Below are 13,771 nucleotides of genomic sequence, written 5' to 3' on the forward strand. Positions count from 1 at the left end.
AGGCGGCGTTCAGATGCCGGTGGTGCGGTATCCATCAAGCGGTCTGCGCAACCCGGCTCAGACCGAAATATTCATGATGTCGTTGTACGCGGAGACGAGCTTGTTGCGCACCTGCAGCCCGAATTGCAGGCCAACGTTGGCTTTCTGCATGTCCACCATGACGTCGTTCAGCGACACATTCGGCGCACCGATTTCAAACGCGTGCGCTTCGCTCATGGCGCTTTTCTGGGCGCCGCTGATGTTGTCGATGGACGATTTCAGCGCATCCGCGAAACTGCCCGCGCTCGCCGCCCCCGATTCCGGCACGACGGCGCCGCCCGCGACATTGCCCGCGCCGCCGGCGGCCTGCGTGGCCATGGACTGAAGTTGCTGGAGCGCCGAACTCAGCGGGCTGATGGATGCATTCATGGTGACTCCAGAAGGATCAAGCGGTAAACAAACTTTCCAAAACAATGAGTAACCGGCGGCAACGTATGGTGGGCGGTGTTTCTGGGACATTTCGAACCGGGGCCTGTCCCGGGCCTAAGGCTGGCGTCTGCACCGGAGCCTGGGCGGTTCGCCATACGGCCTGACCGATTACGAAAAAGTCTAGCAGCGGCGTTGTTTCGCAAAGCCCGGAAAGAGCGCCAAAACCGGCTTCTGTTCGCCCAATCGACTTACCCGTCCTTACGGATAATTCCTCTCATGAAAGAGTCTGCGAATGCGCCCGGCTTCAACCGGACCCCTCGCGGAAAACGCAAGATTCGGAGAGCTTCGACGCATGGATTCCACCAATAACCTGATCAACCCGGACGCCCGCATGGGTCTGGCCGGCGCGCAGCCGGCGGCCGGATCGATCGCGGCAGGTTCGGGCGGCGCCGGTTTTGCCGGCAGTTCCGACTTCAGCGGCAATCTCGGCGGCCGCATGCCGATGCTCAACCAGTTCCGCAACAACCCGCGCATGCCGCTGATCATCGCCGTGGCGGTGCTGGCCATGGTCGTCGCCGGACTCGTGATGTGGTCGCGTCAGCCGGATTACCGGGTGCTGTTCAGCAATCTGTCCGATCGTGACGGCGGCGCGATTGTCGCCGCGCTGCAGCAAGGGAACATTCCCTACAAGATCGCCGAATCCGGCGGCGCGATCCTGGTTCCGAGCGAAGCCGTGCACGAAACGCGCTTGCGGCTGGCATCGCAAGGATTGCCCAAGAACGGCTCGGTCGGCTTCGAACTGATGGACAACCAGAAATTCGGCATCAGCCAGTTCGCCGAACAGGTCAACTATCAGCGCGCGCTTGAGGGCGAGCTGGAAAAGACCATCGCGTCGATATCCTCGGTTCGCGAAGCCCGCGTCCATCTCGCCATTCCGAAGCCGACAGTGTTCGTGCGCGAAAAGGAATTGCCGACAGCGTCGGTCATGCTGAATCTCTATCCCGGCCGCGCGCTCGACGAAGCGCAGACGCTCGCAATCCAGCACATGGTCAGCTCGGGCGTGGCGGACATGCCGGTGAAGAACGTGACCATCGTCGACCAGGACGGCAACCTTCTGACGCAGCAAGGCAGCGGGCCGAACGGCCTCGACGCCTCGCAGCTCAAATACGTGCAGCAGATCGAACGCAATACGCAATCGCGTATCGATGCAATCCTGGCGCCGTTGTTCGGCGCGGGCAACGCCCACTCGCAGGTGAGCGCGGACATCGACTTTTCGAAGCTCGAACAGACCGCCGAAAGCTACGGCCCGAACGCGAATCCGCAAAACACCGCGATCCGCAGCCAGCAATCGAGTGAATCGAAGGACGGTGGCGGGGCAAGCGTGGGCGGCGTGCCGGGCGCGTTGTCGAACCAGCCGCCGGCAGCGGCATCGGCGCCTATCGATGCAGCGGCGAGCGGCGCCGACGGCGCAAAGACGCTGCCGGTCAACGTGCGCAAGGACACCACGACCAACTACGAAGTCGACCGGACCGTGCGCCACTACGAGCAGCCGATGGGCGGCATCAAGCGCCTCTCTGTCGCGGTGGTCGTGAATTACCAGAAGCAAGTGGACGCGAAAGGCATCGTCACGATGCAACCGCTTCCCGCCGACAAGCTCGCGCAAGTCCAGCAACTCGTGAAAGACGCGATGGGCTACGACGAAAAGCGCGGCGACTCGGTCAACGTGGTGAACAGCACTTTCCTGGTGGATACGAACGTGATCCCCGATGTGCCCTGGTGGCGCACGCCGGACATGATCGCGCGCGGCATCCAGCTGGCGAAGTACTCGGGTATTGGCCTGGTGGCGATGTTCCTGTATTTCACGATGGTGAAGCCGGCGCTGCGCCGCGCTTTCCCGCCGCCGCCCCCGCCGCCCGCACTCGGCGCACCGGATGAACTGTCGCTGCTCGACGGTCCGTCCATGCCGAAGAGCGCGATCGATGAAGACAAGGATGCCGAAGTCAGCTTGCTCGGCAACGAAAGCAACAAGGCCAAGTTCGAACGCAATCTCGACTACGCGCGGATGATCGCGCGCCAGGACCCGAGAATCGTTGCGACGGTCGTCAAGAACTGGGTGTCCGATGAACGCTGAAGGCCTCAACAAAGCCGCGCTCCTGCTGATGTCGATTGGTGAATCCGAAGCAGCGGAAGTCTTCAAATACTTGGGACCGCGTGAAGTCCAGAAGATCGGCGCGACCATGGCGCAGTTGAAGAACGTCACGCGCGAGCAGCTCGATAACGTCATGACCGAGTTCGTGCACGAAGCCGAACAGCACACGGCGCTGTCGCTCGACTCGAGCGAATACATCCGCACGGTGCTGACCAAGGCGCTCGGCGAGAACAAGGCCGGCGCGCTGATCGACCGGATCTTGCAGGGCAGCGATACGAGCGGTATCGAAGGCCTGAAGTGGATGGATTCCGCCGCGGTCGCCGAGCTGATCAAGAACGAACATCCGCAGATCATCGCGACGATTCTCGTGCATCTGGACCGCGATCAGGCATCGGAAATCGTGGCGCTCCTGACCGAACGCCTGCGCAACGACGTGCTGTTGCGCATTGCCACGCTCGACGGCATTCAGCCCGCCGCGCTGCGCGAACTCGACGACGTGCTCACCACCTTGCTTTCCGGCAGCGACAACCTCAAGCGCGCGCCGATGGGCGGCATTCGCACGGCGGCGGAAATCCTTAACTTCATGTCGACGGCGCACGAAGAATCCGTGATCGAAAACGTCAAGGAATTCGATGCGGAACTGGCGCAGAAGATCATCGACCAGATGTTCGTGTTCGAAAACCTGATGGACCTCGAAGACCGCGCCATCCAGATGTTGCTGAAGGAAGTGGAGTCGGAAACGCTGATTGTTTCGCTGAAAGGCGCACAACCGCCGTTGCGCCAGAAGTTCCTCGCGAACATGTCGCAGCGTGCCGCCGAACTGCTCGCGGAAGACCTCGATTCGCGCGGTCCGGTGCGTTTGTCGGAAGTGGAAACGCAGCAGCGCAAGATCCTGCAAGTCGTGCGCAATCTTGCCGAAAGCGGCCAGATCCAGTTAGGCGGCAAGGCCGAGGACGCATATGTCTGACGCAGCAGAAGCCGCGAAGCAGGCTCACGCGACAGACGCCGAAAAGAAGGCGCGCATGACCGCGTATCAGCGCTGGGAAATGGCGTCGTTCGATCCGGTTCCGGTGGATCGATCCGCTGCCGATCAGGCCGCGCTCGAAAAGCATCTTCGCCGTGTCCGCGATGAAGCGCATGCCCAAGGTCTGGCGCAAGGCCACGTTGCCGGCCAGGCGATGGGATATCAGGCCGGCTACGACCAGGGTTACGCGAAGGGCGAAGAAGAAGGCCGCCTCGATGCCCGTTCTGAAGCGGCGCGGCTGGCATCGATGGCCGATGCCTTCAAGACCGCCCTGCAAGCCGCCGACGCCGTTGTCGCCGAGGCGCTGACCGCGTTGGCGCTGGATATTGCGCAGCAAGTCGTATCGCAGCATTTGACGCTCGACCCGACCGCCGTGCTGGCCGTTGCGCGCTCGGTGATCGCGGCCGAACCGGCGCTCTCCGGCGCGCCGTACCTGATCGTGAACCCGGCGGATCTGCCGATTGTCGAAGCCTATTTGCTGGAAGAATTGCAGGCAGCCGGATGGACCTTCCGCACCGATCCGGACATTGAACGCGGCGGCTGCAAGGCCCACGCGGCAAGCGGTGAAATCGATGCAACCAATGCAACGCGCTGGGAGCGCGTCGCAGCGGCGCTCGGGAGGTCGCAACCGTGGTAATGCAAACTCATAACGCCGCGAGCGCAGCGCGCCGCGTGACGCAGGAAGGCTTGAGCGAACTCGAACAGGAACTCGCGCGGGCGTCGTTCGGACCGCTCGCCGATCCCGACGTGACGCCCGAGCCGACTCTGGAAGACATGGCGGCACAGACCATCGTGGAATTGGCGGAGATGGTCAACAACCCGCATCTCGATGGATGGCGCACCCAGCTCGAAGCCAGCAAGGCGCGCAGCCAGATTTCGAAGCCATTGCGCGCGTGTGGCCGGTTGACCCGCGCGGCCGGCCTCGTGCTCGAAGCCGTGGGCTTGAAGCTCGGCGTGGGATCCGAATGCATGATCGAGTTGCCCGCAGGCAGTTCTATTCCGATGGCCGAAGCCGAAGTCGTCGGCTTCTCGGGCGACAAGCTGTTCCTCATGCCGACCACCGAAGTCTCCGGCTTGCTGCCCGGCGCACGCGTTTATCCGCTGGAAAGCGCGCCCATCAATGATCCGATGGCCGGCGCCAAGCGCCTGCCGGTCGGCTGGGAAATGCTCGGCCGCGTAGTCGATGCCTCCGGCCGTCCGCTCGATGGCCTCGGTCCGCTTGGCGCCAAGCGCGACGCGCCGTTGTCCGCGCCGACCATCAACCCGTTGAATCGCGAACCGATCCACAAGGTCCTCGACGTCGGCGTGCGCGCCATCAACGCGCTGCTGACCGTGGGACGCGGCCAGCGCATGGGCCTGTTCGCGGGTTCGGGCGTGGGTAAATCCGTGCTGCTCGGCACGATGGCGCGCTACACCAGCGCCGAAGTCATCGTGATCGGGTTGATCGGCGAACGTGGCCGCGAAGTGAAGGAGTTCATCGAACAGATTCTTGGCGAGGACGGACTCGCACGTTCGGTCGTGGTCGCCGCGCCCGCCGACGTTTCGCCGATCCTCCGTATGCAGGGCGCAACATATGCAACCTCGCTCGCCGAATATTTTCGCGATCAGGGCAAACACGTACTGCTGCTCATGGACTCGCTCACGCGCTATGCCATGGCCCAGCGCGAAATCGCCCTGGCCATCGGCGAACCGCCCGCCACCAAAGGCTATCCGCCGTCGGTGTTCGCCAAGTTGCCTGCACTCGTGGAGCGCACGGGGAACGGGCCGGAAGGCGGTGGATCGATTACGGCGTTTTATACGGTCTTGACGGAAGGGGACGATCAGCAAGATCCTATCGCCGATTCCGCGCGCGCGATTCTTGATGGACATATTGTGTTGTCGCGGTCGCTGGCCGAAGCGGGGCATTATCCGGCCATCGATATCGAGGCATCGATCAGCCGCGCAATGACGGCGCTTATCGACGACAAACATCTGGACCGAGTACGTCTGTTCAAGCAAATGTTGTCGCGTTATCAGCGCAACCGGGACCTGATCAACGTGGGCGCGTATTCCAGCGGACGCGATGCGCTGCTGGACCGGGCGATTGCGTTGTATCCGCGCATAGAAGCGTTTTTGCAGCAAGGATTTCGCGAGCAAGCGATGTTCGAGCCGAGTCTGGCCAAACTCGACGAGCTGTTCGCGTAACAACACGATAAAGATAATCAGGAATTAGACCTCCATGTCAAAGCATCTGCCGATCAATACCCTGATCAACCTCGCAGAAGAAGAACTCGAAGCCGCGACTAAAAAGCTCGGCAAGCTGCAGCAGGAACGCAACGAAGTGGAGACGCAGTTGAATTCGCTCGTGACGTATCGCGATGAATATCACGCGCGCTTCACGGCATCGGCGCAAGAAGGCACGACCGCACAGACCTTGCGCAATTTCCAGGCATTCGTAGATACGCTCGATTCGGCAATCAACCAGCAACGCAATTTGCTCGTGGCCGCGACCGCGCGTCTCGAGGCGGCGAAGCCTGAATGGCAGCAGAAAAAGCAGAAGCTGGGTTCGTACCAGGTTCTGGCCGCGCGCGCGGACGCCGTGCAGGCCAAACAGGACGCCCGGATCGAACAGCGCGATTCGGATGAGCACTCCGCGAAGGTTCTGCGGATGCGGGCCGAACGGGCTTAAGTCTTATCGCGGTTTTATCTCGCACAAGATACAAGAGGTCACCATGTCGTCAGTTAATTCGGCCAGCGCGTTGCTGGGTTTATCGAGCGTATCGGCTGTTTCACGCAGCGCAGCGGCGGCGTCCGCTCGCGATGAAGCGGCGGCATCGTTTGGATCGACGCTCCATAACATCACCGCCAAGGCCAATGAGCGCGAAGCCGCTCAGGCTAAAGTGCAGGAACGCGCTCAAGCCGATAAAGCCGCTGCGAAGGCCGCTGCAGCGCGTGGCAGCGTGCACGACGCCTCAAAAGCCGATGCGACGGATTCAACCGATCAGGATAAATCAGTAAGCGATGCGGATCAAAGCGCGGCGGCGGATCAGACGACGGCTTCGACCGCCGACAAGCCTGCCGCGACCGATAAAACCACCGACGTGACAAAGGCTGCGCCGGAGACCGCCGAGGCCATCGCAACGGCTGCCGCGCAAAAGGCCGCGCTCTTGAAGGCACGCGCTGCCAACGGTACGGCCAAGACCCCGGCGGATCTGGCTGACGCGGCGGCATCGGCGGCAACGGACACGGCATCCACCGATGCCACCGACGCAAGCAGCATCCCCGCGCCCGCCAAAGCCGCCGATGCAAAAGCCGCAGCCGACGCGTTGCAGGCATCGCTGACGGCGGCGGCGAATGTGCAAACCCCGGCCACGCCGCTCAATGCAGCGGCCGCGGCAGCCATGGGCGCAGCGCACGCCGGCAATATGAACAACGGCACAACGACAGGCACGAAAGCCGGCCGCGACACGCCGCTTGGCGTAACGACCGATGCCAAAACCCAGGGCAACGCGGCGCTGACGCAACAAGGCGGCGCGGCCGCCACGCAACAAGCCGATGCAGCCGCCCTCGCCGCGCTGACCCCGCCCGACGACGGCAGCGCCGCATACAAGGCAAGCGCGGCAACCGCCGACGCCACCGCGCACGCGGGCGTGCAACAGGCGGCATCGGCGGCGACGAGCGGAGCGACCCTGCAAGGCGCGGCGACCGCAGCCGATAGCGCGGCGATTGCGCCGCACGTCGGATCGAGCGGCTGGGACGATGCCTTCAGCCAGAAGGTCGTGTTTTTATCGAATGCGCATCAGCAAAGCGCCGAGCTGACGTTGAACCCGAAGGATCTCGGGCCGCTGCAAGTGGTGCTGCAGGTCGCGGGGAATCACGCGCATGCGCTGTTTGTATCGGACCATGCGCAGGTTCGTGCGGCCGTTGAAGCTGCATTGCCGACCTTGCGTGAAGCGATGCAGGCAAGCGGCATCGGTTTGGGTAGCACGAGTGTCAGCGATGGCTTCGCCGGAAAGCAGGCGAGTTCGGGGCAGCAGGATGGCGGCGGAAGGTCGTCGCCGTGGGGCGGATCGGGTCAGGGCGGCGGAATTGGTGCCGTGGGCGATACGGCAAGCACCGTCAGCATGCCGCTGCGCCGTCAGGTCGGGTTGGTGGATACGTTCGCCTGAGCCGCGTCAGACGTAGCAAACAAGCCGCGCGAGCCTCACCGCCGCGCGGCTTTTTCACGTCTGCCGCGCTGTGCGCGTCGCAAACGTAAAACCCTCCTCTTTGCGCAAACTCCCGAGTTAGCACTAATAACCCCTTCTGTTCGACCCATCGCGCAAGCCTACTTTCGCCAACAATTCAGGCTACAGAAAGAGGCCCGCAAACATGGCAACCACAGCAACAGCACAACAACCCGTCGCCCCGGCTAAAACCGGCAAGCTCAAACGCATCCTCCTGATCGCGGTGGGCGCAATCGTCCTGCTCGGCGCAGGCGGCGCTGGCGCGTATTTCTGGCTGCATAAAACCGCCTCGCACGAACCCGCGAAACCCGCGCCCGCCGTGCCGCCGGTGTTTTATCCGCTCGATTCCATGACCGTCAATCTGCAATCCGACGACGGCATGCATTACCTGCGCATCGGCCTCACGCTGAAGCTGCCGAACGACAAGGCGCAAGCCGCGCTCGCCGAACGCATGCCGGAAGTGCGCAGCCACATATTGATGCTGCTGTCGGCGAAACATCCGGACGACCTTGCGGGTATCGATGGAAAACGCGCATTGGCGAAAGAACTCCTGACCACGGTCAACACGTTCGGCGGCACGCCGGAAGAACCGGCGCATGTGCAGGAAGTGCTGTTCACGGAAATCGTCGTCCAGTAATGCGTGGCGAGTAAGCGCAAAAACGAAGCCGAACCAGATAAGCGCAGGACAGGAACCAAGGAACACTCATGGGCCACGAAGAGTTCATGTCGCAGGAGGAGGTCGATGCCCTGCTCAAGGGCGTCACCGGGGAAGTCGACACCATTGCCGACGAAACACGCTATCAAGGCGTGCGCCCCTACAACCTCGCGACGCAGGAACGTATCGTCCGGGGCCGGATGCCGGGCCTGGAAATTATCAACGACCGCTTCGCGCGTCTCTTGCGCGTGGGCATCTTCAACTTCATGCGGCGTTCGGCGGAGATTTCCGTCGGTCCGGTGAAGGTGCAGAAGTACAGCGAATTCACCCGCAATCTGCCGATCCCGACGAACCTGAACCTCGTCCACGTGAAGCCCTTGCGCGGCACGTCGCTGTTCGTGTTCGATCCGAACCTGGTGTTTTTCGTCGTCGACAACCTCTTCGGCGGCGACGGCCGTTTCCACACGCGCGTGGAAGGCCGCGAATTCACGCAGACCGAGCATCGGATCATCAGCAAGCTGCTCAACCTCGTGTTCGAACAGTACGCGGCGTCCTGGAAAAGCGTGCGCTCGCTCAACTTCGAATTCGTGCGCTCGGAAATGCACACGCAATTCGCAAACGTCGCCACGCCGAACGAGATCGTGATCGTGACGCAGTTTTCCATCGAGTTCGGCTCGACGGGCGGCACGCTCCACATCTGCATGCCGTATTCGATGATCGAGCCGATCCGCGACGTGCTGTCATCGCCCATACAAGGCGAAGCGCTCGAAGTGGATCGGCGCTGGATCCGCGTCTTGTCACAGCAAGTGCAGTCCGCCGAGGTGGAACTCACGGTCGATCTCGCGCAGGTGGGCACGACGTTCGAACAGATTCTCAACATGCGCGCCGGCGACGTCCTGCCGCTCAACGTACCCGAACATGTCACGGCAAAAGTGGATGGCGTGCCGGTGATGGAATGCGGATACGGCGTTTTCAATGGTCAATACGCGTTGCGCGTCCAGAAGATGATCAGCGCAACCGACACGATGAAGGAAGGTGGATATGAGTGACGTAACCGAACCGGGCACGCTGCCGTCCGACCCGCTGAAAAGCGAGGATTTCGGCATGGACGACTGGGCCAGCGCCCTGGCCGAGCAGAACGGCAACGAGACGCCGGCGGCGGCATCGTCGGCGGGGGTGTTCCAGCCTTTGTCGAAAGTCGCGGCGCCGACAACGCGCAATGACATCGACATGATTCTCGATATCCCCGTGCAGATGACGGTGGAACTCGGGCGCACGAAGATCGCGATCCGCAACTTGCTGCAACTGGCGCAAGGGTCGGTGGTGGAACTCGACGGCCTCGCCGGCGAACCAATGGACGTCCTCGTCAACGGCTGCCTCATCGCGCAGGGCGAAGTGGTGGTCGTGAACGACAAGTTCGGTATCCGTCTGACCGACATCATCACGCCGTCGGAACGCATCAGGAAGTTGAATCGATGAAACGCTTTGCCGTTGCCTTCCCGGCGCTCGTCTCAGCATTTTCAGCGCACGCCGCCGATATGAACGCCGTCAATCATGCCGCGCAAATTGCGTCGGGCGTGGGCGCGGGAACGGCGGTGCCGTCGCTCGGTTTCGGCGCTGTGTTGCAGACGCTGCTCGGGCTGGCGATCGTTATCGCGTTCGTGTTCGGTTGCGCGTGGCTTGCACGCAAGTTCGGCGTGGCGGGAACGAAGCGCACGGGCCTGGTGAAGGTGATCGGCGGTGCGTCGCTTGGCAACAAGGAACGAGTATCGGTGGTGGAAATCGGCGATACGTGGCTCGTGCTCGGCGCCGCGCCCGGCAACGTGCGCTTGCTGCACACCATGCCGGCGGGATCGGTGGAACCCAACGGCGTGGAAGTGGGAACAGCGCCTGAGTCGAGCGGACTGCAAGGCAATTTCGGTCAACGTTTTCGCGATGCCCTCGCCGGTGAAGCGACCAAACGTCTGCAAAAATTCGCGGGCGGGAGCAAGTAATGCAGGTTCGGTTTTCAGCAACACGATGCGCGAAGCTGGCGCTGCCGGTCATCATCGCCGCCCTTCCCTACGCGGCCTTCGCACAAAGCACGGCGGGTCTGCCCGCGTTCAACACCAGCCCGGGCCCGAACGGCGGAACGACGTATTCGCTCAGCGTCCAGACGATGCTGCTGCTCACCATGCTGTCGTTCCTGCCGGCAATGGTGCTGATGATGACGAGCTTCACGCGCATCATCATTGTGTTGTCGCTGTTGCGCCAGGCGCTCGGCACGACCAGCACGCCGCCAAATCAGGTATTGGTCGGGCTGGCGTTGTTTTTATCGTTGTTCGTGATGTCGCCGGTGCTCGACCGCGCTTATAACGACGCGTACAAGCCCTTCTCCGACGGCACGATCACGATGGACCAGGCGGTCACGCGCGGCGTCACGCCGTTCAAGCAGTTCATGATCCGCCAGACGCGCGAAGCGGATCTCGCGCTCTTCGCCAAGATCTCCAAGGCCCCGCCGATGAACGGTCCCGAGGACGTACCGCTTTCTCTGCTGGTGCCATCGTTTGTGACGAGCGAGCTCAAGACTGGCTTCCAGATCGGCTTCACCATTTTCATTCCGTTTTTGATCATCGATATGGTCGTGGCGAGCGTGCTGATGTCCATGGGGATGATGATGGTGTCGCCATCGACCATTTCGCTGCCGTTCAAGCTGATGCTGTTCGTGCTGGTCGACGGCTGGCAATTGCTGATCGGTTCGCTCGCGCAGAGCTTCGTTTCGTAAGCCTTCAAAGCACAGAGATACACACGATGACCCCCGAATCCGTCATGTCGATCGCGCATCAGGCCATGTACGTGGCGCTGTTGCTCGCGGCTCCCTTGTTGCTCGTCGCGCTGGTCGTAGGCCTTGTAGTGAGTCTGTTCCAGGCCGCCACGCAGATCAACGAAAGCACGCTCTCGTTCATTCCGAAGCTGCTCGCGGTCGCCGTCACGCTCGTGATTGCCGGTCCGTGGATGATGGAAACGCTGCTCGACTACATGCGCCACGTGTTCACGATCACGCCCGCCATTACCGGCTGACGTCGTCGATGTTTTCGGTCACGTATGCGCAGCTCAATGTCTGGCTGACATCGTTCCTCTGGCCGTTCACGCGGATTCTCGCGTTGATCGCGACCGCGCCGTTATTGAGCCATATGGCGATCCCGATTCGGGTCAAAGTCGGGCTTGCCGCCTTCATCTCGCTGATCGTGGCGCCCACCATTGGCGCGGTTCCTCAGGTCACCGTTTTTTCCGCCGATGGCGTATTGATCCTCATCAACCAGTTCATGGTCGGCGCGGCGCTCGGCATGACCATGCAGATTGCTTTTGCGACCATCGATGCCGCTGGCGAATTCATCGGCCAGCAGATGGGCCTGGGTTTCGCGATGCTCTACGATCCGCGTCAAGGCGGCAATTCGGTGGTGATATCGCGGTATTTGAATACCATCGCGTTCCTCGCTTTTCTCGTCTTCGATGGCCATCTGCAAATGATCAGCGCCCTCGTGCAGACATTTCAAAACGTGCCGGTGAGCGCGAACGTGCTCGGCGCGGTGACCCACGCGCGCGGATGGCAGACGGTCGCAGGCTACGGCATGAGCGTGTTTTCGACGGGCCTGTTGTTGTCGCTGCCGGTGGTGGCGGCGTTGTTGATCGCCAATCTGGCGCTCGGGATCCTGAATCGCGCGGCGCCGCAGATCGGGATTTTCCAGGTGGGTTTCCCCGTCACCATGCTGGTGGGATTTCTGCTCATCCAGTTGATGATCCCCAACCTGATTCCGTTCTTTCAACGCATTTTTGAGAACGGCATCGATCAGATGGGTCGGGTGGCGGCGGCGCTTTAGCCGCTTGGATCCGGACGGACCTCTCACAAAGCGGACGTATTCGCCGAAGATTATGCGGTGAATAGCTTGCTTATTCTCCGCATAATTTGCGGTGAATAAGCTCTCTGATCGCCGCACGACCTTGAACAAATAAAAAGGGCCGCCTCGAAAGGCGGCCCAAAACACTTCCTAACTACCCACATCATTCCCCGTAAATCGAGCCTCGGTCAGCTGCTGATGTACTGGAACAGCGACATCTTCTGAATCTGCGCAAACGCCTGCTGCGCGCCTTGCAACGCGTTTTGCGTCAATTCGTACTGGCTGATCGAGCTGACCAGATTGATGCTGGTCAGATCCTGCAGCGTGCTGGCCGTTTGCGTCGATGTCGTTTGCATCGCCGTCTGCGTCGCGGTGACTTCCTGCTCGCGGCCGCCGACCGATGCCTGCGTCGTCAGCACGTTGTTGTACATGTTGTTGACCTTCGTGCCGCCCGTGGTCAGCGCGTTCTGCAGCGTCGCCTGCGCAGCCGGGTTGCCCGTGGTCGGCTGCTTCAGCGCGCTGATCAGCGAGTCGAGCGTCGAGAAGATGTCGGTATCGGAGGCATTGCCGGTGTTCGCCGGCGCGACCGTGAACTTGTCGCCGTTGGCCGGCGCACCGTCGATCGCCACTTTCTGCCCGCCGCCCAGCGCGATGTCCTGCTTCGCTACATACGGCGTTGCCGGCGTGACCACAGCGCCGTTCTGGTCCGTGACCGTGTAAGTCGTGGTGGCCGTCGAACCCGTGCCGGTGGTTGCGAACGCGATCGTGTAAGTCGATGCATTGCCCGGATCACCCCGGTTGCTGACATTGACCGGGCCGATCGTGCCCGAGCCCGTATTGGCCGCCGACGACGATGAAACCGGCAAGCTCTCGTTCGGCGACACGCTCTGGAACACGGTTGCGCCGTTGTCGGCGACGTTGATGGAACGGCCATCGGAAATCTGCACCTGGCGCTGGCCGTTGTCGCCCGCGTAGGTCGCGCCCGTGCCCGATGCGTTGTCGGTGAACGGTTGCGTGGTGCCCTTGAAGCCCGAAAAAATGTAGTTGCCGTTGGCGTCGGTGGAATTGCTGAGCGTCATCAGGTTGTCGCGGTAACCCTGCAACTGGGTCGCCATCGACGCGCGGTCGGTATCGTTGAACGATGCATTGCCCGCGCGCCCCACGAGCGTCTGGATGCTTTGCATCACGTTGCCGATGCTGGTCAGCGTCGAATCTTCCTGCTGCAGCGAGGTCAGCGCGGCCGACTGGTTGGTGCTGTATTGCGAGAGCGTGGCGGACTGGCTGCTCAACTGCACGGCTTGCGCGGCGCCGAGGGGATCGTCGGACGCGCTCTGGATTCTCTTGCCCGACGAAATCTGCGCGTACTGCGCGGCGAGCGACGCCTGCTGGTCGCTCATCGTCTGGACGTTCATCGTGAAGTACTGCGAGCTGGAAATACGCATCGTGAAAGCC

15 protein-coding genes are annotated in these 13,771 nt (G+C 62.0%); 13 read left to right on the plus strand and 2 right to left on the minus strand.

Features of this window, described 5'->3' with window-relative positions:
* Window positions 1–57 precede the first annotated feature (57 nt).
* The gene (fliE, locus tag HB633_RS26920; RefSeq protein WP_213781207.1) at window positions 58–408 is read right to left on the minus strand and encodes a flagellar hook-basal body complex protein FliE; all 351 of its coding nucleotides are present in this window, start codon (window positions 406–408) and stop codon (window positions 58–60) included.
* Between the two features lie 352 nt (window positions 409–760).
* Here fliE and fliF point away from each other — a divergent pair, with 352 nt between their 5' ends.
* The 13 genes from fliF (at window position 761) to fliR (ending at window position 12,301) form a co-directional block, all read left to right on the plus strand.
* The gene (fliF, locus tag HB633_RS26925) at window positions 761–2,539 is read left to right on the plus strand and encodes a flagellar basal-body MS-ring/collar protein FliF (protein ID WP_213781208.1); all 1,779 of its coding nucleotides are present in this window, start codon (window positions 761–763) and stop codon (window positions 2,537–2,539) included.
* Window positions 2,529–3,524 (plus strand): flagellar motor switch protein FliG, encoded by a 996-nt coding sequence (gene fliG / locus HB633_RS26930; protein WP_056356390.1) that lies wholly within the window; start codon window positions 2,529–2,531, stop codon window positions 3,522–3,524. Before fliF ends, fliG begins: the two co-directional genes overlap by 11 nt.
* The gene (gene fliH, locus HB633_RS26935) at window positions 3,517–4,218 is read left to right on the plus strand and encodes a flagellar assembly protein FliH (RefSeq protein ID WP_213781209.1); all 702 of its coding nucleotides are present in this window, start codon (window positions 3,517–3,519) and stop codon (window positions 4,216–4,218) included. Before fliG ends, fliH begins: the two co-directional genes overlap by 8 nt.
* The gene (gene fliI, locus HB633_RS26940) at window positions 4,218–5,765 is read left to right on the plus strand and encodes a flagellar protein export ATPase FliI (RefSeq protein WP_255581190.1); all 1,548 of its coding nucleotides are present in this window, start codon (window positions 4,218–4,220) and stop codon (window positions 5,763–5,765) included. The genes fliH and fliI overlap by 1 nt, the downstream gene beginning before the upstream one ends.
* 34 nt (window positions 5,766–5,799) lie before the next feature.
* Window positions 5,800–6,249 (plus strand): flagellar export protein FliJ, encoded by a 450-nt coding sequence (gene fliJ, locus HB633_RS26945; protein ID WP_213781210.1) that lies wholly within the window; start codon window positions 5,800–5,802, stop codon window positions 6,247–6,249.
* Window positions 6,250–6,292: 43 nt separating this feature from the next.
* Entirely contained in the window at window positions 6,293–7,729 is a 1,437-nt protein-coding gene (locus tag HB633_RS26950; RefSeq protein WP_213781211.1) for a flagellar hook-length control protein FliK, read from the plus strand.
* 202 nt (window positions 7,730–7,931) lie between these two features.
* A complete protein-coding gene (gene fliL, locus HB633_RS26955; protein ID WP_213781212.1) occupies window positions 7,932–8,423 on the plus strand; it encodes a flagellar basal body-associated protein FliL in 492 nt (163 codons plus the stop codon).
* Window positions 8,424–8,491: 68 nt separating this feature from the next.
* Window positions 8,492–9,490 carry a flagellar motor switch protein FliM gene (gene fliM, locus HB633_RS26960; RefSeq protein WP_056356403.1) on the plus strand — a complete coding sequence of 333 codons (999 nt, stop codon included), beginning with the start codon at window positions 8,492–8,494 and terminating at the stop codon, window positions 9,488–9,490.
* The gene (gene fliN, locus HB633_RS26965) at window positions 9,483–9,920 is read left to right on the plus strand and encodes a flagellar motor switch protein FliN (RefSeq protein WP_213781213.1); all 438 of its coding nucleotides are present in this window, start codon (window positions 9,483–9,485) and stop codon (window positions 9,918–9,920) included. Before fliM ends, fliN begins: the two co-directional genes overlap by 8 nt.
* Window positions 9,917–10,435, plus strand: coding sequence for a flagellar biosynthetic protein FliO (gene fliO / locus HB633_RS26970; protein WP_213781214.1), 519 nt, complete (start codon window positions 9,917–9,919; stop codon window positions 10,433–10,435). The genes fliN and fliO overlap by 4 nt, the downstream gene beginning before the upstream one ends.
* Complete coding sequence (fliP, locus tag HB633_RS26975; protein ID WP_213781215.1) at window positions 10,435–11,205, plus strand: flagellar type III secretion system pore protein FliP; 771 nt, start codon at window positions 10,435–10,437, stop codon at window positions 11,203–11,205. Before fliO ends, fliP begins: the two co-directional genes overlap by 1 nt.
* Before the next feature lie 26 nt (window positions 11,206–11,231).
* Window positions 11,232–11,501 carry a flagellar biosynthesis protein FliQ gene (gene fliQ / locus HB633_RS26980; RefSeq protein WP_056356411.1) on the plus strand — a complete coding sequence of 90 codons (270 nt, stop codon included), beginning with the start codon at window positions 11,232–11,234 and terminating at the stop codon, window positions 11,499–11,501.
* An 8-nt stretch (window positions 11,502–11,509) separates the two neighbouring features.
* Window positions 11,510–12,301: a flagellar biosynthetic protein FliR gene (fliR, locus tag HB633_RS26985; protein WP_213781216.1), complete on the plus strand. Its 792-nt coding sequence runs from the start codon at window positions 11,510–11,512 to the stop codon at window positions 12,299–12,301.
* A gap of 206 nt (window positions 12,302–12,507) precedes the next feature.
* On the opposite strand, the gene flgL is transcribed toward fliR, so the two are convergent.
* Window positions 12,508–13,761, minus strand: a complete 1,254-nt coding sequence (flgL, locus tag HB633_RS26990) for a flagellar hook-associated protein FlgL (RefSeq protein ID WP_213781217.1) — start codon at window positions 13,759–13,761, stop codon at window positions 12,508–12,510.
* Window positions 13,762–13,771 lie beyond the last annotated feature (10 nt).

Origin of the sequence: Caballeronia sp. dw_276 (assembly GCF_018449635.1) — a bacterium.
In the GTDB taxonomy this organism is placed as follows: Bacteria; Pseudomonadota; Gammaproteobacteria; order Burkholderiales; family Burkholderiaceae; genus Caballeronia.